21 protein-coding genes and 1 tRNA gene are annotated in these 21,408 nt (G+C 61.3%); 13 read left to right on the top strand and 9 right to left on the bottom strand.

Annotation, left to right across the window (positions count from 1 at the left end):
• Positions 1-102 precede the first annotated feature (102 nt).
• Entirely contained in the window at positions 103-834 is a 732-nt protein-coding gene (locus O3298_RS04095; protein WP_099666781.1) for a BON domain-containing protein, read from the top strand.
• A gap of 155 nt (positions 835-989) precedes the next feature.
• A complete protein-coding gene (locus tag O3298_RS04090; protein WP_305058571.1) occupies positions 990-2,282 on the top strand; it encodes an MFS transporter in 1,293 nt (430 codons plus the stop codon).
• A gap of 157 nt (positions 2,283-2,439) precedes the next feature.
• Here the strand turns inward: O3298_RS04090 and O3298_RS04085 are convergent, their stop codons facing one another.
• The gene (locus O3298_RS04085) at positions 2,440-4,602 is read right to left on the bottom strand and encodes a S9 family peptidase (RefSeq protein ID WP_305058570.1); all 2,163 of its coding nucleotides are present in this window, start codon (positions 4,600-4,602) and stop codon (positions 2,440-2,442) included.
• Positions 4,603-4,776: 174 nt separating this feature from the next.
• On the opposite strand from O3298_RS04085, the gene O3298_RS04080 reads away from it, so the two are divergent.
• Positions 4,777-5,823, top strand: a complete 1,047-nt coding sequence (locus O3298_RS04080) for a lysozyme inhibitor LprI family protein (protein ID WP_305058568.1) — start codon at positions 4,777-4,779, stop codon at positions 5,821-5,823.
• A gap of 39 nt (positions 5,824-5,862) precedes the next feature.
• On the top strand, positions 5,863-6,330 hold the full coding sequence (locus tag O3298_RS04075) for a hypothetical protein (protein WP_305058567.1): 468 nt from the start codon (positions 5,863-5,865) through the stop codon (positions 6,328-6,330).
• Position 6,331: 1 nt separating this feature from the next.
• Here O3298_RS04075 and O3298_RS04070 read toward each other — a convergent pair whose 3' ends face one another.
• From O3298_RS04070 to O3298_RS04050, 5 genes are all read right to left on the bottom strand, one after another.
• Positions 6,332-6,733 (bottom strand): hypothetical protein, encoded by a 402-nt coding sequence (locus tag O3298_RS04070; protein ID WP_305058566.1) that lies wholly within the window; start codon positions 6,731-6,733, stop codon positions 6,332-6,334.
• A 102-nt stretch (positions 6,734-6,835) separates the two neighbouring features.
• Positions 6,836-6,911, bottom strand: a tRNA-Lys gene (locus tag O3298_RS04065).
• Positions 6,912-6,979: 68 nt separating this feature from the next.
• Positions 6,980-8,734, bottom strand: a complete 1,755-nt coding sequence (locus O3298_RS04060) for a GspE/PulE family protein (protein WP_305058565.1) — start codon at positions 8,732-8,734, stop codon at positions 6,980-6,982.
• 47 nt (positions 8,735-8,781) lie between these two features.
• The gene (locus tag O3298_RS04055) at positions 8,782-9,570 is read right to left on the bottom strand and encodes a spermidine synthase (protein WP_289903846.1); all 789 of its coding nucleotides are present in this window, start codon (positions 9,568-9,570) and stop codon (positions 8,782-8,784) included.
• Positions 9,571-9,667: 97 nt separating this feature from the next.
• Entirely contained in the window at positions 9,668-10,180 is a 513-nt protein-coding gene (locus O3298_RS04050; RefSeq protein WP_034785134.1) for a glycine zipper 2TM domain-containing protein, read from the bottom strand.
• Positions 10,181-10,581: 401 nt separating this feature from the next.
• On the opposite strand from O3298_RS04050, the gene O3298_RS04045 reads away from it, so the two are divergent.
• From O3298_RS04045 to O3298_RS04025, 5 genes are all read left to right on the top strand, one after another.
• Entirely contained in the window at positions 10,582-10,980 is a 399-nt protein-coding gene (locus O3298_RS04045; RefSeq protein ID WP_034747450.1) for a barstar family protein, read from the top strand.
• Between the two features lie 156 nt (positions 10,981-11,136).
• The gene (gene purN / locus O3298_RS04040) at positions 11,137-11,745 is read left to right on the top strand and encodes a phosphoribosylglycinamide formyltransferase (RefSeq protein WP_099666788.1); all 609 of its coding nucleotides are present in this window, start codon (positions 11,137-11,139) and stop codon (positions 11,743-11,745) included.
• 21 nt (positions 11,746-11,766) lie between these two features.
• A complete protein-coding gene (locus O3298_RS04035) occupies positions 11,767-13,086 on the top strand; it encodes an RsmB/NOP family class I SAM-dependent RNA methyltransferase (RefSeq protein ID WP_099666789.1) in 1,320 nt (439 codons plus the stop codon).
• A gap of 129 nt (positions 13,087-13,215) precedes the next feature.
• A complete protein-coding gene (locus tag O3298_RS04030) occupies positions 13,216-14,574 on the top strand; it encodes a mechanosensitive ion channel family protein (protein ID WP_289903849.1) in 1,359 nt (452 codons plus the stop codon).
• A gap of 172 nt (positions 14,575-14,746) precedes the next feature.
• Positions 14,747-15,916, top strand: a complete 1,170-nt coding sequence (locus O3298_RS04025; RefSeq protein WP_369811458.1) for a fatty acid desaturase — start codon at positions 14,747-14,749, stop codon at positions 15,914-15,916.
• A 140-nt stretch (positions 15,917-16,056) separates the two neighbouring features.
• Here O3298_RS04025 and rpmG read toward each other — a convergent pair whose 3' ends face one another.
• The 3 genes from rpmG to radC all read right to left on the bottom strand — a co-directional run bounded on the left by rpmG (position 16,057) and on the right by radC (position 17,405).
• A complete protein-coding gene (gene rpmG / locus O3298_RS04020) occupies positions 16,057-16,224 on the bottom strand; it encodes a 50S ribosomal protein L33 (RefSeq protein ID WP_010400929.1) in 168 nt (55 codons plus the stop codon).
• Between the two features lie 22 nt (positions 16,225-16,246).
• Positions 16,247-16,483: a 50S ribosomal protein L28 gene (gene rpmB, locus O3298_RS04015; protein WP_010400928.1), complete on the bottom strand. Its 237-nt coding sequence runs from the start codon at positions 16,481-16,483 to the stop codon at positions 16,247-16,249.
• Positions 16,484-16,730: 247 nt separating this feature from the next.
• Positions 16,731-17,405: a DNA repair protein RadC gene (radC, locus tag O3298_RS04010; RefSeq protein WP_305058564.1), complete on the bottom strand. Its 675-nt coding sequence runs from the start codon at positions 17,403-17,405 to the stop codon at positions 16,731-16,733.
• A 121-nt stretch (positions 17,406-17,526) separates the two neighbouring features.
• On the opposite strand from radC, the gene O3298_RS04005 reads away from it, so the two are divergent.
• The 4 genes from O3298_RS04005 (at position 17,527) to O3298_RS03990 (ending at position 21,406) form a co-directional block, all read left to right on the top strand.
• Complete coding sequence (locus O3298_RS04005) at positions 17,527-17,982, top strand: peptidylprolyl isomerase (protein ID WP_070224501.1); 456 nt, start codon at positions 17,527-17,529, stop codon at positions 17,980-17,982.
• A 9-nt stretch (positions 17,983-17,991) separates the two neighbouring features.
• Entirely contained in the window at positions 17,992-18,939 is a 948-nt protein-coding gene (gene ispH, locus O3298_RS04000; protein WP_289916901.1) for a 4-hydroxy-3-methylbut-2-enyl diphosphate reductase, read from the top strand.
• 297 nt (positions 18,940-19,236) lie between these two features.
• Positions 19,237-20,166 carry a branched-chain amino acid ABC transporter permease gene (locus O3298_RS03995; protein WP_077407985.1) on the top strand — a complete coding sequence of 310 codons (930 nt, stop codon included), beginning with the start codon at positions 19,237-19,239 and terminating at the stop codon, positions 20,164-20,166.
• Positions 20,167-20,188: 22 nt separating this feature from the next.
• Positions 20,189-21,406 (top strand): ABC transporter ATP-binding protein, encoded by a 1,218-nt coding sequence (locus O3298_RS03990; RefSeq protein WP_289916900.1) that lies wholly within the window; start codon positions 20,189-20,191, stop codon positions 21,404-21,406.
• Positions 21,407-21,408: the final 2 nt, after the last annotated feature.

Raw genomic sequence — 21,408 nt, 5'->3', positions numbered from 1 at the left:
ATGATTTTTCACGCGGATGGCCTGTCAGCGTGTGCTGTCGCACGGAGTTTTGCGTCCGGCAGGGGTCTAATCTGGGCATCAATTAACCAGAGAGGAACCATCATGAACAAAATGATCGCACTCATGCTGGCCGCCAGTGCCAGCGCCCTGCTTGCCGCCACGCCCGCGTATGCGCAGGATGCCTCATACAAGAGTTTGACGGACAAGGCTTCAAATGATTACAAGCAGGCCAAGGCCGCCTGCGACAGCCACAGCGGCAACGCGAAAAAAGTCTGCGTGGAAGAAGCCAGGGTGGCGCGCGCCAAGGCCGATTCGGACGCCGTGGCCCAGTACCGCAACACGCCGCGCGAGCTGGGCAAGGCCCGCAAGGACGTCGCCAATGCAGAGTATGACCTGGCCAGGGCCAAGTGCGGCGACCGCACTGGCGCCGATAAAACCACGTGCATGAACGATGCCAAGGCGGCGAAAACGGCGGCCCTGGCCGATGCGAAAACGGGCGCCAGGGCCGGCACCAATGTGGCGCAAAATCCGCCCGCCACGACGAAGGAAAATTGCGACGCCATGGATGCGACGGCCAAGGCCGCCTGCGTGACGCGCAACGCGGCCGGCAGCACCAAGACGGCCGTGGCCGACTCCGTCATCACCACCAAGATCAAGGCTGACCTCGTCAAGGACAATGACTTGAAAGCGCTCGATGTGCACGTGGAAACGGTGAACGGCGTCGTCATGCTCAGCGGCTTCGTGCCTTCCCAGGCGCAAGTGAAAAAAGCGGCCGACCTGGCCCGTGGCGTGGAAGGCGTGACGGATGTGAAGAATGGCTTGAAAGTGAAGTAAGCGCATTTTGTACAGATGTTAAGGCCAGGGCTGGAGCCGCACGCAGCAGTGCAGCTCCAGCTTTTTTTGATTGTATAAATTACGATCATAATATAACATGGGAAAAAGCCCGCCAGCAGGCGGTGCTGGGCTAACTCTTTTCTCATGGGGACTGCATGCTTTCCTATCCTTTTTCGCAATGGCTGGAGCGGCGCGGCATCCACTTTGCCTGGGTCATCGTCGCCATCACTTTTCTCACGGCATTAACCTCGTCGGCCGCGCTGGGCTTGCCGGGCGCGCTGATGCAACCGTTGAGCCGAGAATTCGGCTGGGATGCGGAGCAGATTTCCTCGGCCTTGGCCGTGCGCTTCGTGCTATTCGGTTTGATGGGCCCGTTTGCCGCCATCCTGATGGAGCGCCTCGGCTTGCGCAATATCATCTGCGTGGCGCTGGGCCTGATCGCCGCCGGCATGCTGCTGGCCACGCGCATGACGCAGTTCTGGCACCTGGTGGCCCTGTGGGGCATCTTGCTGGGCCTCGGTTCGGGCATGACGGCGCTGGTCTTGAGCGCCGTGGTGGCGAACCGCTGGTTCGAGACGCACCGGGGCCTGGTGGTGGGCGTGTTGACGGCCAGCTCGGCTACGGGCCAGCTGCTGTTCCTGCCCGTGGGCGCCTGGCTGATCGAGCACTACGGCTGGCGCACGGCCGTCATGCCCGTGTTTGCCGCCTGCGCCATCGTCGCCGTGCTGGCCTTCCTGTGCATGCGCAACCGTCCGCAGGATGTGGCCTTGCGTCCGTATGGCGCCGATCCGGCCACGCCGCTGGCGCCACCGCCAGCAGCGAAGATGACGTTTGCCACGCCCTTTTTGATCTTGCGCAGTGTTGCCGCGAATCGCACCTTCTGGATCCTGTTCGGCACCTTCTTCATCTGCGGCCTCAGCACCAACGGCTTGATCCAGACGCATTTCATTTCCCTGTGCGGCGACTCGGGCCTGTCCGCCGTGCCGGCCGCGTCCGTGCTGGCCATGATGGGCGCCTTCGACCTGTTCGGCACGATCCTGTCGGGCTGGCTGTCGGACCGCTATGACAACCGGAAATTGCTGTTCTGGTACTACGGCTTGCGGGGCTTGTCGCTGTTCTGGCTGCCGTATTCGGAATTTACCTTGTACGGCCTGTCGCTGTTCGCCATGTTCTACGGCCTGGACTGGATCGCCACCGTGCCGCCCACCGTCAAATTGGTGGGGGCCACGTTTGGCCGGGAGCGGGCGGGCATGGTGTTCGGCTGGATCTTCGCCGGCCACCAGCTGGGCGCCGCCGTGGCCGCGTATGGGGCGGGCCGTATCCGCACCCTGATGCTGACCTACAACCCGGCCCTGTTCGCGGCTGGCGCCGCCTGCCTCGTGGCCGCGCTGATGGTGCTGGCAATTCAACGCCAGAAGGCGGCCGTGGCCGCCGCCCAGCCCGCATGAAAAAAGCCAGGCCCGCGTGTGCGGAGCCTGGCTTTTTCATTTTTTCAAGATTTCAAGAACGCCTCAGAACACGTTCAGGGCAAGGCGCATTGCCGAAGGCAGTACGAATAGTACGACTAGGCAATGCAACGCCGCCATGGACTGTTCTGTGGTGTTCTTATTTTAAGTACTTGGCCAGCCAGCCTTCCAGTTCGCTGTAGAAGAAGCGGCTGTTCTCGCCCTTCAAGATCCAGTGGTTTTCGTCCGGGAAGACCAGCAGTTTCGCCGGCACGTTCAGGCGTTGTTGCACGGCAAAGTTCATCAAGGCATTGTTGGCCGGCACGCGATAGTCGAGCTCGCCCACGGTGATCAGGATCGGTGTCGTGAAACCCGTGCCTTTTTCATGATTGCCCGCTTGCATGACCGGGCTTTGGTCGCGCCACACGGGCAGGTTCGACCAGACGGGGCCGCCTGCATTCGTTTCTCGGCCGAAACCGCCGTCGCTGGTGCCCCACTGCATGATCAGGTCCATTTCGCCCGCGTGCGAGACGATGGCCTTGTAGCGCGTGGTGGTCGCTTGCAGCCAGTTGGCCAGGTGGCCGCCATAGCTGGCGCCGCCGGCGGCCAGTTTCGTGCCGTCGATGAATGGATATTTCTTGATGGCTTCATCGACACCCTGGTTGACTTCGTCGCCCGGGCCCTTCAGCGGGTCGAACTGAATCGAGCGCGAGAATTCCTCGCCATAGCCGGTGGAACCCTTGTAGTCCGTCAGCAGCACGACATAGCCGGGCTTGGCCAATAAATGATAGTTCCAGCGCAGCACGAACTGGTCGCGCCACATGCTGGCCGCGCCGCCGTGGATGACGGTAAACAGCGGATATTTCTTGTTCGGGTCGAAATTGGCCGGCTTGACGAGCATATTGTGGATCTGGCGGCCGTCGGCCGTCGTGAACCAGAAGTGCTCGGGCGCCTGCCAGTCGATCTTGCTCGCCTTGTCCGTGTTGAAAGCCGTCAGGCGTTTCGGCTGCTTGCCGTTGAAGGCATAGATTTCCGGCGGGTTGATGGCGGACTCCCACACGCCGACCAAAGCCTTGCCGCCGCTGCTCAGCGAGTTGATGGTGCCCGTCGGCAAGGATGGCTCTTCGCGCACGTCGCCGCCCCTGGCGTCGATCGAGTACAGCTTTTCCAGGCCCGCATGTTCATAGCTGAAGAGGACGCGCTTGCCGCCTTCGGGCAGCACGAAGCGCGAAATCGAACGGTCCAGCTTGGCCGTCAGGATGGTCGGTGCAGGGTTGCTCATCGGCCAGGCGAAGCTGGCCAGGCGCTTCACGTCATACACTTTACCGGGCGTTTGCGCGTCGCTGAGGGCGAACAGGGTCTTGCCGTCGGCGGCAAATTTCAGGGAACCGTAGCTATGTTTGTCCTGCGTCAAGCGCTGCGCTTCGCCGCCCGCCACGGGCAGCAAGTACAGTTGCGAGTAGACGGCTTCGCGCTGGGCCGCATCGCGGTTGGTGGCCGCGTTGAAGACGACGGCTTTGCCGTCCGGCGTCCAGACGGCGTCCAGCGATTGTCCCTCGTCGCCCTGGCCGCCGCCAAAGCCCGGCAGAGTGACCAGTTGCGTGCCCGACAGGATGTCGCGCGGCGTATTTTCACCTTTCGTATCAGGCTGCGCATCGACGATGAACAACCGCACTTGCTTGTCGGTCAGCCATTTGTCGAAATAGCGGGGCGCCGTCGTTTCATACGAACGGGCGCTGTATTTGCGTTCCTTGCGCTCTTTCGCGCTTTGCTTGACGTCGGCTTCCGTCTTGTTGCCTGGATAGATGTCGCTGATGAACAGCAATTGCTTGCCGTCCGGACTCCATTTCGGCATGCGCGCGCCCAGGGTGAGCGAGGTCAGGCGTTGCGCTTCGCCGCCGGCGGCCACGTCGAGGCGGTAAATCTGGCCCGCTTCATCGCCGTCGCGCTTGGCAACGAAGACCAGCTGGCGGCTGTCCGGCGACCAGGCCACGGCGCTTTCGCCGCCCTTGGAGAACGTCAAACGGCGCGGGGCGCTGTCGTCAAGCAAGGACTTGATCCACAGGTCGGACGATTGGTCTTGGCTAGAGTAGGCACTGTCGACCACGGAAAACACGGCCCATCGCCCATCGGGGCTGGCGACGGGCGCGCCCACCCGTTTCATCAGCCACACGTCTTCATGCGTGATGGCGTGCCTGGCCTGCGTGGCGGCAACTGGGGTGGTGGCCTTGGTATCGGCGGCGTGGACGGTCGTTGCCAGCGAGGCGCAGGCCGCTGCGATCAGCAGCGAGCCGAGGGAGCGGCGAAGACGGGGTGAGGTCATGGGCGTGGTCCGGAGTAGTGAAAAAAGTACAGCGGGCAACATTATTGCCCATCGTTTCCTGCACTGCCAAGGCTGTGTACCGTTACTTACCAGGCCGGCGCACGCATGGCGGACGGGTGGGGCGTATCCGATCAGTTAAACTTGCCGCTTTACTCACGCTGGCGCCGATTCAACATGAAAATTAGTCTACCCTTATTGAAAACGCTATTGCTGGGCGCGAACTGCCTGCTGGCCGCCCCGGTTTTTGCCGCCGCCGCCGCACCGTACCCGAATACCAGCGCCATGGGCGTGGGGCACGCGGAAAGCACGGCCTGGTATGCGGCTTGCCTGAAGGTCATGGATGCGGCGCCGCCGCCCGCCGATTTGCCGGCGCCGTCCGCCGTGGCGTCGCTGCAGCAATGCCAGGCGACGGACCTGTATTACGATACCAAGAGTATGTCCTCGCCCAAGCCGGCCGACTGGCGTCCCGCGCGCCATTGCGCCATGGCCACGCAGAACAGCGCCGTGCTGATGATGCTGTACCAGAATGGACAGGGCGTGCAGAAAGACCCGTTGCTGGCGCTGAAGTATGCGTGCAGCATCGATGCGGCGCCGGCCGAGATGCGGGGGCGCATCGAACACTTGCAGCAGATCAATGCCAGCGGACGCGGCATGATCGACCTGTGCGACGACATCACCAGCGGCTACATGATGGGCGTGTGCAGCGCCATCGATGCGCGGCAAAAGCAGCGCGTGCGCGCGCAGGCGACAGATAAGGTCAGTGCGGCCATGCCGGCCGTGGCGCAAGCGTCGCTGCAAAAGCTGCAGGCGGCGGCAAGCAAGTTTGCCGACGCGCGCGCGGCGAATGAAACGGATTTGAGCGGCACGGCGCGCGCCGCCCTGAGCATCGCCGCCCGCACGGCCGAGCTCGACCAACTGGCGCACGATCTGCGCGAGTATGAAGCGGGCAAGTTGCCAGAAAGCATGTCCAAGGAACAGGCGGCGGCGCTCGACAAGGAACTCAACGCCATCTACGGCAAGCTCATGAAAAAGCCGGCGGAAACCCATGCGGGCGCTGTGGGCAAGGATGGCATCCGCGCCACCCAGCGCTTGTGGCTGGCGTACCGCGATGCCTGGATGAACTTTGGTGCCGTGCGCTATCCAGCCGTGACGAGCGAGACCTGGGCCGGCCGGTTGACGTCGCGACGCAATGTGCAACTGCAAGATTTGCTGGGGAATTGAGCCATGCGGGAAGCGTACTACCACGAAGACGATTTTTGCATGATCGAACTGTTACCGCTGGATAATTTACAGCACTGTCTGACGCAGATGGGCGAGCAGCAGGCGTTCGCCGACGCGCACCGCAGCGGCGCCGGCTGGACGGACATGTACGTGCCCGAGGCGCCGCCGTCGCCGCTGCGCGCGCTGGGCATGACGGCGGACCAGCTGCGCCTGGCGCTGGCCGACGCCTTGCCGCCCTACGACGCCGTCTACACGGGCTACAGCAGTTACCGGGTGGAATGCAAGAACGTGCTGGCCTTCGGCGGCGAGCACACGGAAATCCTGTTCGCCGGCCTGGATGACAAGGGCATCGTGTGCGACCTGTGGTGCAGCGATGGCATGCCTGAGCTGATGCTGCTGCCCTTGAAAGAGCGGTTGCTGCTGGCCGACTGGGGCGCGGGGTTTGTGTGCCCGCTGGCCGATGGGGAACTGTTCGCCCGTTATCTGCAGGAATACGAACTGGACTGATTTATTCGCAGGCGATGGCGTTCGGCTGCGCCACTTTGACGACCGACGCCAGGCGCGCCATGTCGTTGCCGTCGCCTTGCTCCACATACGGTTGATACATATCAATGACGATGCGCGCGCGCGCCTGCCAACCGCAATTGTCGGCCTGGCGCGCGGGCACGCGCAGCAGCCGGCGCGCCTCGCCATCGTTGCTGAAACAAAACCACGCATCGTGCGCGGCGGCAGGCCGGGGCAAACGGCCCCATTGCGCCTTGTCGGGCACGAAGCAGACGCGGTTGCCGATGATCTCCAGGCTCATCTCGTCCGTGCGCGCGCTGTACTGGCCGTCGAGCACGATGGGTGTTTGCGCCTGTGCGGACAGGCAGGCGCAGGCCAGGAGGAAGAGGGTGGCGGCAAGTTTCATGCTTTTCTTTCAGGGCTGGCAAGACGAAGGGCCAGTATAACCGGGGGCTGGAAACGAAAAAAGCCAATCCCGGAGGATTGGCTTTTTAGTACTGCGCATTCGTGGTAGGCCGTGCGGGATTCGAACCTGCGACCAACGGATTAAAAGTCCGCTGCTCTACCAGCTGAGCTAACGACCCGAAAGAGGCCGCATTATATATCAGTTGAAAAAGAATGCAAAGCATTCCTGCGAGAAAGTGCCGGCCTGCTAAGGCAGGGCCGCCGTGAGCTTCAGCACTTCGTCGAGACTGGTCGTGCCATCGATGATCTTGCGCGCGCCGGCGATGCGCAGCGGCGTCATGCCGTCCAGCAGGCTCTGGCGGCGCAGCGCGTGCAGGTCGGCGCCCGCCTTGACCAGCTGGCCGAACGTTTCCGTCACGCCCAGCAGTTCATAGATGCCGGCCCGCCCCAGGTAGCCGCTGTGCCGGCACAGGGCGCAGCCGACGGGGCGGTACGCTGCGGCCGGCCGTTCCAGCTGGCCGCCCGTCAGGCGCTGCCAGGCAGCGGCGCCGGGGGCGGCGTCCAGCTGCTTGCAAGCTGCGCACAGGCAGCGCAACAGGCGCTGCGCCAGCACGCCGGCCAGGCACGCTTCCAGCAGATAGGCGGGCAAGCCCAGTTCCAGCAGGCGCATGACGGCCGAGGGCGCGTCGTTGGTGTGCAGGGTCGACAGCACCAGGTGCCCCGTCAGCGCGGCCTGGATGGCCATCTCGGCCGTGGCCAGGTCGCGGATTTCGCCCACCATGATGATGTCGGGATCCTGCCGCATCAGCGCCCGCACGCCATCGGCAAACGACAGTTCGATGCCGGCCTGGGTTTGCACCTGCATCTGGTTGAAGGCCGGTTCGACCATTTCGATGGGGTCTTCCACCGTGCACACATTGACTTCGCTGCCGGCCAGCGCCTTCAGGGTGCTGTACAGGGTGCAGGTCTTGCCCGAGCCGGTCGGGCCCGTCACCAGCACGATGCCGTGCGTGCGCGTCGTCAGCTGGCGCCAGCGTTCGGCGTCCGCGGGTGGAAAGCCCAGCTCGGCCAGGCTCTTGACGGCCACTTCCGGGTCGAAGATGCGCATGACGAGCTTTTCGCCGAAGGCCGTGGGCAAGGTCGAGAGGCGCAGTTCGATTTCCTGGCCCTGCGCATTGCGCGTCTTGATGCGGCCATCCTGGGGACGGCGCTTTTCCACCACGTCCATGCGTCCGAGCAACTTGATGCGCGCCGTCATGGCCAGCAAGACCACGGGCGGCAACTGGTAGGCCTGGTGCAGGCGGCCGTCGATACGCAGGCGCACGAGGCCCGCGTCGCGCTTCGGTTCCAGATGGATGTCGGAGGCGCGCTGGGCAAACGCGTATTGCCACAGCCAGTCGACGATGCGCACCACGTGCTGGTCGTTGGCGTCCAGGTTACCCTTGTTGCGCCCCAGTTCCACCAGTTGTTCGACATTCTGGCGCAGCGCCAGGTCTTGCGTGGAGGCTTGCCGGGCCACCTTGACGGAACTGGCCAGGCTGAAAAATTGCGCGATGGCATCGGCGATGTGCAGCGGATTGGCGATGACCAGGCTCAGCTTGCGCGGCGCCAGCTTGCCCAGCTGGGCCTGCCAAGCGAGCGCGTACGGCTGGGCCGTGGCGATGACGATGCGCTCCGGCGTGCTTTCCACGGGCAGGATGTTGAAGCGGGCCGCATAGCCGGCCGTCATGACGTCGGCCACCTGGCTGAAATCGATGTGCAGGGGATCGATGCGTACATACGGCAGGCTTGCGCGTTGCGCCAGCCAGGCGCACAGGGTGTCGAGCGTCAGTGCGCCGTGGGCGATGCTGCACAGCGGATGCAGGGCCGGCGCCGGCAGCAGGGCGGCCTGGGCGTCGATGGCGGCCGCTTGCGCCGCGTCGAGCAAGCCGTCTTCCTGCAGCCAGGCCAGCAGTTGCGGCAGTTGCAGCGGCGTATCGGGAGAAGGAGGGGATGCGGGCATGGCCGGCGCCTTTCCGGGCTGCCGGCCTTGCCTGGACTTGCCGGCGGTTACAGGGTGCTGACGATGCCCTTGACCCAGGACTTGGCGGGCAGCTTGGTCTCGGCGACGATCTGCTTGGCGCGCTCGAGCAGGGCGGCTTGCGCTTCGGCATCGAGTGCCACTTTCGTCTTGAAAGCGATGGCCACCACGTTCCCATCATGGACTTCCGGCAGGCAGATCACCTGTTCGAACGCAAACTTCATCGCCTTGATGTTCTTTGCATAGCTGGGGTGGTCGCCAAACAGATTGACCGTCATGATGCCGTGCGGCGCCAGGCAGGCGCAGCAGGCGGAATAGAACTCGGCGCTGTCGAGCACGGGACCGCGCGCCGTGGCGTCGTACAGGTCCACTTGCAGGGCGTCCAGCGTGCCGTGGTTGGCCTCGTCGTTGACGTAGTCGAGCGCATCCATCTCGCGCACGTGCAGGCGCTCGTCGTTGGGCGGCAGCTTGAACATCGAGGCGCAGATGGTGATGACGGACGGGTTCAGTTCGATGGCCTCGACCTGTGCCTGCGGGAACTGGCGGTAGCAGAACTTGGTCAGCGCGGCCGTGCCCAGGCCCAGCTGGGCGAGGCGCTGCGGCTGTTCGATCCACAGCATCCACGCCATCATCTGCTGCGCGTATTCGAGTTCCGGCCAGTCCGGCTTGCGGATGCGCATGGCGCCCTGCACCCATTCCGTGCCGAAATGCAGATAGCGCACGCCGTCCATTTCCGACAGGGTGACAGGGGCGTAGCGGGGCTTGCGCGCAGGGCGCGAGGATTCGACTTGTTCGATGGATTTTCGTTTGATAAGCATAAGGCGGCCTGAAAGTGTGCCGCATTATAGCCCGTGCCGGGGCGCCATAAAAAATGCCAGCCGCTGGGGCTGGCATGGTACGGGCCGGTTGCCGCGCTTACTGTTGAGCAGGCTCGATCGACACGCGCAGACGGATGCGTTCGCCCGGATCGTAGGACATGATGCTCGTGTAGTTGCGGCCGCGGTAGTCGTAGGTGACCTGGTAGCCATTGTTGCGCGATTCCCAGTGGTCGACCTGACGGCATTGCTTGACGGCTTGTTCCTGCATGCCGCCCTGGTAATTGTTCTGGTTGTCGACACGGTCGCCGACGACGGCGCCGGCAATCGCGCCAGCGGCTGCCGCAGCCGTGCGGCCATTGCCGCCGCCGACCTGGCTGCCGAGCAGGGCGCCGGCGATACCGCCGACGATGGAGCCGCCAGCGCTGCGCTGTTGCGGCGGTGCCTGGACTTGCACGTATTCCGTACGGCATTCCTGGCGTGGACGATTGATCTGTTCCACTTGCGGCACGACGCGCACGACCTTGCCGAAATCTTCAAAGTCGGCGGCCTGGGCGAGTGGCAATGCACCGATACAAAGGGCTGACATCATCAATTTGGCTTGCAAGTTCATTTGTAACCTCGTTATCTAGAGAATCTTTCAGGGTATTTTTTACAACTTGGGGCTATAGTAATCCCGCCGGGCGGCGACAAGTGTTTCGCGTGGCAACAAAATGTAACAGCCCAAGCCCCTTGCCCCACAGTCTGTAACATGCACTTTCAATCGATACAAGATGTTGAAGTGACTTGAAACCAGCGGTTTGTAACAAATCTTGCGTTTGACATCATATTCGGGTTGATTCATGCAGGACAACACGTTACCCTAATACGCGTATGGCTTATATAAAATCGCACTGAATCGCATAAAAGTTGATACAGATCGAATCACCGCGTGCGCATTGACCCGCGTGCGGGGATGCAATAAGAAGAGCAGCTAGAAGATATCCATACATAACAGGTCGATTTGAGGGAAAAATGAGTTTGTTACTAACCGTGCCGCCCAACCTTGTCCAGTCCATCCGTGCCTTTCGCGTGACCGAATTACAAGACGAGGCGATCCGTCTCGGGCAGCACTTTTTATATGCGCATTGCAACGCTGGACAGACCAAACAACAAGTCATCGGCATTATTGCAGAAGCATTCCTGTTTCCGAAGAACCTGGCGAAGAATTTCGACGCCCTGCGCCTGTGCCTGACGGATACCATGTTCAAGGCGGGCACGCAGACCGGCTTCCTGGTGGTGCTCGAGCAATTGCCAAATACGCAAAAATTCGACAAGGAAGCGCGCGAGATCCTGCTCGACGTGTTCCGCGACGCGGCCGACTACTGGGCCGAGAAGAAAGTCCCGTTCCGCGTCTTCTATTCGTTTGAGTAAATACTTACTCTTGCCGCAGCGCCCTCAAGCGGGCCTCCGGCGCAGGTGAAAACCGGCATCGCCGGGCGGCTGCGGCGCGCCGGCGCTCATGTTGCGCCGCAACAATAATACCGGCCTTTCTAGATTCGCATCGCCATAGCGGGTACAATGCGCGCTATGAAAAATATCGTTATCCTCATTTCCGGACGCGGCAGCAACATGGAAGCGGTCGTCCGCGCGGCGCAAGCCGAGCAATGGCCAGCCCGTATTGCCGCCGTCATCAGTAACCGGGCCGATGCCCAGGGACTGGTGTTTGCCGCGGAACACGGGATAGCGACGGCAGTCGTTGCCAACAAGGATTATGCCAGCCGCGAACAGTTCGATGCGGCGCTGCAAGCCGTGATCGACGGCTTCGCCCCCGACCTGGTCGTGCTGGCCGGTTTCATGCGCATCCTGACGCCGCCCTTCGTCGAGCATTACGCGGGGCGCATGCTCAATATCCACCCGTCGCTGCTGCCGCTGTTCCCGGGCATGGCGACGCACCGCCAGGCGCTCGAGGCGGGCGTGACGGAACACGGCGCGACCGTGCATTTCGTGACTGCCGAGCTTGACCATGGCCCGGCCGTGGCGAGCGCGGTGGTGCCAGTCTTGCCAGGCGACACAGAAGACAGCTTATCGGCGCGCGTGCTGGTACAGGAACATCTGCTTTACCCGCGCGCCATCCGCCTGTTCATTGACGATAAACTGTCAGTCGAGCATGGCCAGGTCCGCGTGGACCCTCAATAAAATATTACAGGAAGAATAACAATGAGATTGCCACCAGCGATACTTGCCAATGCTGAAGAAGTATTGCGCGAAATTTTACGTTTCACGGCCCCGGCCGACACCACCCTGTCGCGCTATTTCCGCGACCATCCGCGCCTCGGTTCGCGCGAACGCGGCGCCATCGCCGAAGGCATTTATGCCGTCCTGCGCAACAAATCGTTCTTCACGGACTTCGCCGAAGCGGGCAGTGGCCCGACCATGCGCCGCCTGACCATCCTCGGCCTGGCCGAAGCCGTCGGTGCCGACTCCTTGGGCGGCCTGACGGAAGAAGAGGTGGAATGGCTGGAACGCATCACGCAGATCGACCGCAGCCTGATGCCGTCGAACATGCGCGCCAACATGCCGACCTGGCTGTTCGACAAGCTGATCGCCCAGTTCGGCGAAGCGGAAACCATGAAGCTGGCCGATGCGCTGAACGCGCCGGCGCCGCTGGACTTGCGCGTCAACTCGCTCAAGGCAACGCGCGACGACGTGATGCTGGCCCTGGCCGAAGCGCCTATCCTCAGCACGCCGACGCCGTATGCCCCGCTGGGCTTGCGCGTGATCAAGAAGCCATCGTTGCAAAACCTGCCATTGTTCCAGAGCGGCGCCATCGAAGTGCAAGATGAAGGCAGCCAGATCCTGTCGCAGATCGTCGGCGCCAAGCGCGGCGAGATGGTCGTCGATTTCTGTGCCGGCGCGGGCGGCAAGACCCTCGCATTGGGCGCGCTGATGCGCAACACGGGCCGTTTGTACGCGTTCGACGTGTCGGAAAAGCGTTTGGCCAAGCTGAAGCCGCGCATGGCCCGCAGCGGCCTGTCGAACGTGCATCCGGTGCAGATCGCGCATGAGCGCGATGCCAAGATCAAGCGCCTGGCCGGCAAGATCGACCGCGTGCTCGTCGACGCCCCATGCAGCGGCCTGGGCACCCTGCGCCGCAATCCGGACGTGAAATGGCGCCAGCAGCCGAACTCGATCGTGGAATTGCAAGCCAAGCAGGCAGCCATCCTGGCCGGCGCGGCGCGCCTGGTCAAGGGCGGCGGCCGCCTGGTGTACGCCACCTGCAGCTTCCTGAATGAAGAAAACGACTTTATCGCCGAGCAATTCCTGGCCGCCCATCCGGACTTCACCCTGGTGCCGATGAGCAAGGTGCTGGCCGAACAGAAGATCGAGCTGGAAATGGGCGACTACCTGAAATTGTTGCCGCACCTGCACCAGACCGACGGCTTCTTCGCCGCCGTGTTCGAGCGCAAGGTCATGCCGAAAAAAGTCTACGCCGATGAAAAGCCGGCCGACGACGCTGACGCTGAACAAGCCGAGTAAGCCTGTCACGGGCCGCCGCTGCACCTGGCAGTGGCGGCTTTCAATGCCGCCAGCCCGCCTGGCGGCATGGGCCTAGCCCCTCCGTATCACCTCCGTCCCACCCGTCTCACCTTCCGGACCGCATCCGCCATGAATGAAACTCCACTGCTGAATCTGATCACTGACTTTGTCGATGATTTCCGTCAACCGGCCATCCTGTGGCAGGCGCTGGTCATCGTCGCCTGCCTGGCGCTGAGCTGGCTGCTGGTGCGGCAGTTGCGCGTATTCCTGCATCAGCGGGCGGAAGCGGCCACCGTGCCGGCCACGCCGGAAACCTTGCAGCGCACGGACAGTTTCATCCGCATCCTGACGCCCGTGCTGGCGGCCATGCTGCTGGGCATTGCGCAGCATTTCCTGGCCAAGTTCCAGTCCGTGAACCTGCTCAGTATTGCCATTCCCCTGTGCACCTCGATGGCGCTGGTGCGCTTCGGGTTTTATGTGCTGCGCCGCATTTTTGCCCGCCACGGCGACATCAGCCCGACCATGTTGCTGCTGGAAAAGATCTTCACGGTGGTGGTGTGGGCGGGCATGGCCCTGTACATCACGGGCCTGTGGCCGGAATTGCACACCTTCCTGGAAGGTATCGTCGTGCCGCTGGGGCGCAACAAGGTGTCCGTGGCTGCCATCTTGCAAGCCGCGATTTCCGTGGCCGTGCTGCTGGTGCTGGCCATGTGGGCCGGCACTTCGCTCGACGAGCGCCTGATGAAAATGCAGGGCCTGCACACTTCCTTGCGCGTGGTGCTGTCGCGCATGGGGCGCGCCGTGCTGATCCTCGTTTCCGTGCTGGTCAGCCTGTCGCTGGTGGGCATCGACCTGACGGTGCTGTCCGTGTTCGGCGGCGCCTTCGGCGTGGCGCTGGGCTTCGGCTTGCAAAAGATCGCCGCGAACTTCGTGTCCGGTTTCATCATCCTGCTGGACCGCAGCCTGACCATCGGCGACATGATTACGGTGGGTCAATTCACGGGCAAGGTCACGCAAATCAATACGCGCTATACTGTGTTATTGGGTGGCGATGGCGTTGAATCCATCGTGCCGAATGAAATGCTGATTTCCGGCGGCGTGCAGAACATGTCGCTGAGCAACCGCATGGTCTGGCTGTCGACGGCCGTGTCGGTGGGCTATGAAACGGATCTGGATGTCATCTTCCCCTTGCTGGAAGCGGCGACGGCCAAGGTGCCGCGTGTGTCGCAAAGCAATCCGCCATCGGCCACCCTCGTGCGCTTCGGTGCTGACGGCCTGGATGTGCAGATCGGCTTCTGGATCGCGGACCCGGAAAATGGCACCGGCGGCGTGAAGTCGAATGTGAACCGCGCCATCTGGCGCACCTTGCAGGAACATAAGGTCACTGTACCGTTTCCGCAACGCGAATTGCGTATTGTTGGTACGCCTCCTGCCCCGCTCGCCAGCGCGGCAGAGGGTGAGTCCGCCCCATCCGGCACCCAGCCTTAACCTCGCTGCCTGCCTCCGATTTTGCCTGACCGCACCCATTAGGGCGTACAATCACGCCTAAAATTAACTCTGCCGGACCTCCAGAGTCACTGGAGCGACCGTGCGCACGCCCTGTCCACTTGGAGTAGTAGTAATGACATTGAGTTCCGTTTTACACGACGTTTTGCAGTTCATGGCAACTGGCATTACCGATCTGTCCGCATGGCAAGTTTTCCTGTACACCATGGTGGTCACGCATATCACCATCGCCAGCGTCACGATTTACCTGCACCGCCACCAGGCCCACCGGGCGCTGGAATTGCATGCGATCCCCAGCCATTTCTTCCGTTTCTGGCTGTGGCTGACGACGGGCCAGGTGACCAAGGAATGGGCGGCCATCCACCGCAAGCACCACGCCAAGTGCGATACGGAAGAAGATCCGCACAGCCCCGTGACGCGCGGCATCAAGAAAGTCTTCTGGGAAGGCGCCGAGCTGTACCGCGCTGAATCGAAGAACATGGAAACCATGGCGAAATATGGCCACGGCACGCCGACGGACTGGATCGAGCGCAACCTGTACACCAAGTACAGCTGGCTGGGCGTGGTGTCGCTGTTCGTCATCAATTTCATCCTGTTCGGCGTGATCGGCATTTCCGTGTGGGCCGTGCAAATGATGTGGATACCCATCACGGCGGCCGGCATCATCAACGGCATCGGCCACTACTGGGGCTACCGCAACTACGATTGCGCCGATGCGGCCACCAACATCATTCCGTTCGGCATCCTGATCGGCGGCGAAGAGTTGCACAACAATCACCATACCTATGCGACTTCGGCCAAGCTGTCGTCGAAATGGTATGAAATCGATATCGGCTGGGCGTACATCCGCGCGCTGGAAATGCTGGGCCTGGCCAAGGTGAAAAAGCTGGCGCCGGAGCCGAAGTTCTCGCACGGCAAGCTGGAAGCGGACTTCGAGACCTTGCAATCGGTCATCGCCAACCGTTACGACGTGATGGCCAAGTATGCGAAATCGATCAAGCATGCCTGGAAGGAAGAGCTGGAACACTTGAAGCACAAGGCGGAACTGGAAAAGCGCTTCCTGAAATCGTCGCGCAAGCTGATGCAGCGCGAGCCGGGCAAGCTGGCCGATGCGCACCACGAACAGCTGTCGGAATTGTTCCAGCACAGCAAGGCGCTGGAAACCATGCACCACATGCGCGTGGAGCTGGGCGCCATCTGGGAGCGTTCGCACTTTACGCGTGAGCAATTGCTGCAAAAGCTGCAAGACTGGTGTACGCGCGCCGAAGCGTCGGGCATCAAGTCGCTGCAAGACTTTTCCTTGCGCCTGCGCAGCTATGCCTGAGTAAGCTGTTGCGTCATATCAAGGCCCTGGTTTCCAGGGCCTTTTTTTCGTCCCGGCACAAGGGGAGAGCGGCGGGAGGAAAATCAGGGCGAAAAAAAACCGCTCATCGGAGCGGCTCTTTTTACAGAACACAATATCAATTACTTGATTTTGGTTTCTTTGTACGTTACGTGCTTGCGTGCTTTAGGATCGAATTTCATGATCTCCATTTTCGCAGGCGTCGTACGCTTGTTTTTGGTGGTCGTGTAGAAGTGACCCGTACCGGCGGTCGATTCTAACTTGATTTTGTCGCGGCCTGATTTTGCCATGATAGCTCCCTTATTCTGCTAATTAGACTTTTTCGCCACGAGCGCGCATATCGACCAATACGGCGTCGATGCCGACTTTATCGATGACGCGCAGACCGGCGTTGGACAAACGCAGGGAGACCCAGCGGTTTTCAGATTCAACAAAAATACGACGATTCTGCAAGTTAGGCAAAAAACGACGTTTGGTTTTGTTGTTTGCATGGGAAACATTGTTGCCGACCATCGGCTTCTTCCCAGTGACTTGGCAAACACGTGCCATGGCGCACTCCTTAAAGATATTCCAAATTGGAAAAACGAGAGTATATCCAAAATAAGCCGATTTATCAATGACTTGCGAAAAACAATTGTGTCATGTTGTATTGAAATAATTTAACAATTTGACTTTTCCCCTTCTTCATAGGGGAAGGCACTGGTAAACAGCGCTGTTTACTGTTAGATAAGCGTCTCGCTGCAGTGACGTATGTCCTTGTTTACACATGGTTAACTGTCGCCTGGCCAGCCCTGGCCTAGATCTGGCCATGTTCCGCGAACGAATGCACGTGCCGTCCGGCCACGACGAAATGGTCGAGGATGCGCACGTCTACCAGCGACAACGCTTGCACCAGCGCGCGCGTCAGCAATAGATCCGATTCGCTGGGCTCGGGCGCGCCGGACGGGTGGTTGTGCGCCAGCATCACGCTGGCCGCGTTGTGCAGCAGTGCCTGCTTGACGACTTCGCGCGGATACACGCTGGTGTGGGTGAGGGTGCCGCGAAACATTTCCTGGGTCGTGATCAGGCGGTTCTTGACGTCCAAAAACAACACGTGGAATGCTTCATGCGCCAGGTGGCCCAGGGTCAGGCGCAAATAATCTTTGACGGCGTGCGGCGAATTGAGGGTCTGGCCCACCTGCAAGTCTTCGATGATGGCGCGCCGCGCCAGTTCCAGCACCGCTTGCAGCTGGGCAAACTTGGCGCTGCCCATGCCGTGCACGGCGGAAAAGCTCACGAGGCTGGCGCCAAACAAGCCCCGCAGGGAACCGAAGTGCTCGACCGTGTCGCGCGCCAGTTCCACGGCGCTCTTGCCGCGCACGCCCGTGCGCAGGAAGACGGCCAGCAATTCCGCGTCCGACAACGATTGCGCGCCATCCTCGATCAGGCGTTCGCGCGGCCGTTCGCCGGCCGGCCAATCCTTGATGCCCATGCTGTTCTCCTGTTTGTCACCGGCGCGTGCCCCGGCATGGTCTTCTTTGACGAAGCCATGGGGCAGGCGCGGCCAGTGTGGCTTACAATATCGTTTTGCATCAGCTACTTGAAAACTCACTATGTCCAACGAGCAACCAGCAGTCGTCACCGAAGCGGCTTACCTCACCCTGCATTATCGTCTTGCTACTGTTGACGGTACTGATATTGTCACTACCTTTAGCGGAAATCCTGCTACCTTGATGCTGGGACAGGGCCAGCTGGCGCCGTTCCTCGAGCAGCGCTTGCTGGGCTTGCCTGAAGGCACGCACCAGACGTTCGAGCTGGCGGCCGGCGAAGGCTTCGGCGAGCGCAATCCCGAGCTGGTGCAGTCCGTCTCGCGCGCCACCCTGGACGAGAACTCCGTGCCGGGCGCCGACTACAAGATCGGCGACCTGGTCGATTTCGCCGCGCCGGGCGGCGGCCGTTTTGCCGGCGTGCTGCGCGAAATGCGCGAGGACTCGGCCCTGTTCGACTTCAACCATCCGCTGGCTGGCCAGCCGCTGCGTTTTGAAGTCAAGCTCATCTCGGTCCTGTAAGGAGTAGCGATGGATAAGGAACTGTTACTGGCCCAGCCCCGCGGCTTTTGCGCTGGCGTCGACCGGGCGATCGAAATCGTCGAGCGCGCCTTGCAGCAATTTGGCGCACCGATCTATGTGCGCCATGAAATCGTCCACAACGCCTATGTGGTGGCCGACTTGCGCAACAAGGGTGCCATCTTCATCGATGACCTCGATGACGTGCCTGCAGGCAATACGCTCGTGTTTTCCGCGCATGGCGTGTCGAAAGCCGTGCGCGCCGAGGCGGAATCGCGCGGCCTGAGCATTTTTGACGCGACTTGCCCGTTGGTCACCAAGGTGCACATGGAAGTGAGCAAGATGCGCCGCGAAGGCCGCGAGATCATCATGATCGGCCACGATGGCCATCCCGAGGTGGAAGGCACGATGGGCCAGGCCGATATGGGCATGCATCTGGTGGAAACGCTCGAGGATGTGGCGAAATTGCAAGTTGCCAATCCGGAAAGCCTAGCCTATGTTTCGCAAACAACGTTGTCAGTTGACGACACTAGCGACATTATTGCGGCCTTGAAAGCGAAATATCCGAATATCGCCGAGCCTAAAAAAGGCGACATCTGCTACGCCACCACCAACCGCCAGGAAGCCGTGAAATTCATGGCCCCGCAAGTGGAAGTGGTGATCGTCGTGGGCAGCCCGAACAGCTCGAATTCGAACCGCTTGCGCGAAGTGGCCGAGAAGATGGGCACGCCTGCCTACATGGTCGACAATGCTTCGCAAATCGATCCCGCCTGGCTGGAAGGCAAGCTGCGCGTGGGTGTGACGGCCGGCGCCTCGGCGCCCGAGGTGCTGGTGCAAGCCGTCATCGACCGCTTGAAGGAGTGCGGCGTGAAGAGCGTGCGCCCGCTCGACGGCGTACAGGAAGCCGTCACGTTCCCGATGCCGAAAGGCCTCGATGGCATCAAGCGCGACGTCGCCTGAGTCTGTACGGCTGTTGAGTATCGATGAAATAGTTACCTCAAAACCGAATTTAATTCGGAAATGATCGATTTATTCCAAGTTTAGTTTTTGCAAAAGATCGTTATGATTGCCTCAAGCTTGAATATGTTGTCGTTATGACTAAGCAAGGTCACGCCCTTTTTGAGTGCGTGCACCATGCTGGTGAGAACGGTCCGGGGATGGCACTGCAGGAATTCTTCCTCCGGTGCCGTTTTTGTATCAGCGACCCATGTTCTGGCGGAAGTTGTTCCCGAAAAATGCATATTTGATAGGGCAATCATGGATACATTCATCCAGCAGATCATCAACGGCTTGGTGTTGGGCAGCATGTATGCCTTAGTCGCCCTCGGTTACACAATGGTGTATGGCGTCTTGAATCTGATCAACTTCGCCCACGGCGACGTGCTCATGATCGGCGCCATGGTGGGCTTGAGTATTCTCAAGCTGCTGGGCATTTATGTGCCGGACTGGCCCGGCTATCTGAAACTGGCCACCGCCATCCTCGGCGCCATTCCTATCTGTATTCTGGTCAACATCATCATCGAGCGGGTCGCCTACCGCCGCCTGCGCAATGCCCCCCGCCTCGCCCCCCTGATTACCGCCATCGGCGTCTCCATCCTGCTGCAAACCTTCGCCATGATGATTTGGACGCGCAATCCCTTGCCTTTCCCGCAATTGCTGTCGACCGACCCCATCAACATAGGGGGCGCTGTGATTTCGCAAACGCAAGTGCTGCTGCTGGCCCTGGCCGCGCTGTCGATGGGCGGATTGGTATTGCTGGTAGAAAAAACGAAAATGGGCCGCGCCATGCGCGCCACGGCGGAAAATCCCCGCGTGGCGGGCCTCATGGGCGTCGATTCCGACAAGGTCATCGTCGCCACCTTTGCCATCGGCGCCGCGCTGGCCGCCGTGGCGGGCGTGATGTGGGGCGCCAATTACGCGTCCATCCAGTTCTCCATGGGCGCCATCCCCGGCTTGAAAGCCTTTTGCGCGGCCGTGCTGGGCGGCATCGGCAATATCTACGGCGCCATGCTGGGCGGTGTCTTGTTGGGCATTATCGAGAGCCTGGGCGCCGGCTATATCGGCGACATCACGGGCGGCTTCCTGGGCAGCCACTACCAGGATATCTTTGCCTTCGTCGTGCTGATCATCGTGCTGACCCTGCGCCCGTCCGGCATCATGGGCGAACGTGTGGCCGACCGTGCCTGATGTGAAACTGGGAGACTGAATCATGGCACTACTCGATTTTGACGCTAAGAAAAATCCGACCAAAGCCTACGCCGGCATGCTGGGCCTGGCCGCGCTGCTGATGGTGTTCCCGTTTTTTGCCGCGCAGTTCGGCAACTCGTGGGTGCGCATCATCGACATGGCCTTGCTGTACATCATGCTGGCCCTGGGCTTGAACATCGTCGTCGGCTTCGCCGGCCTGCTCGACCTCGGCTACATCGCCTTCTATGCCGTGGGCGCCTACCTGACGGCCTTGCTGGCGTCGCCCCAGTTCGCCATCCTGCTCGAATCGGTGGTGAACCAATATCCGGTGCTGGGTGCATCCCTGGTGCATCTGATGGGGCCGGAAATCCGCGAAAACGGCATCCACCTGTCGATCTGGATCATCGTGCCGCTGGCCGCTGCCGTGGCAGGCCTGTTCGGCGCCCTGCTGGGCGCGCCCACATTGAAACTGCGCGGCGACTACCTGGCCATCGTGACCCTGGGTTTTGGCGAGATCATCCGCATTTTCATGAACAATTTGAACGATCCGATCAATTTCACGAACGGTCCGCAAGGCATCAATTTGATCGACCCGATCCGCATCTTCGGCGTCAACCTGGCGGGCGAGGCGGGCACCAACAGCACCGTGACGGTGGCCGGTTTTTCCATGCCGTCCGTGAATGCCTATTACTTCCTGTTCCTCTTCCTGTGCATCGCCGTCGTGTTCGTCACCAAGCGCCTGCAGCATTCGCGCCTGGGCCGCGCCTGGGTGGCCATCCGCGAAGACGAGATCGCCGCCAAAGCCATGGGCATCAACACGCGCAACGTGAAATTGCTGGCTTTTTCCATGGGCGCCTCGTTCGGCGGCGTGGCTGGCGCCATGTTTGCGTCTTTCCAGGGCTTTGTTTCGCCGGAATCGTTCTCGCTGACGGAATCGATCGCCGTGCTGGCCATGGTGGTGCTGGGCGGCATCGGCCATATCCCCGGCGTGATCCTCGGCGGCGTGATCCTCGCCTCGATCCCGGAAGTGCTGCGCCATGTGGTGGAACCGGCCCAGCAGGCGCTGTTCGGCCACGTGGTGATCGAGGCGGAAGTGCTGCGCCAGCTGCTGTACGGCCTGGCCATGGTGTTGATCATGCTCAATCGTCCTGCGGGACTGTGGCCATCGCCGAAGCACGAAGACCGGCCCGACCACGATGTGGACCAGCCGAACAAATCCACCGGCGTCGTGTCCGCTTAAGG

The organism is Janthinobacterium sp. SUN137, assembly GCF_030587265.1.
Lineage (GTDB): Bacteria > Pseudomonadota > Gammaproteobacteria > Burkholderiales > Burkholderiaceae_D > Janthinobacterium > Janthinobacterium kumbetense.
This window is presented reverse-complemented; position numbering and strand designations above follow the sequence as displayed.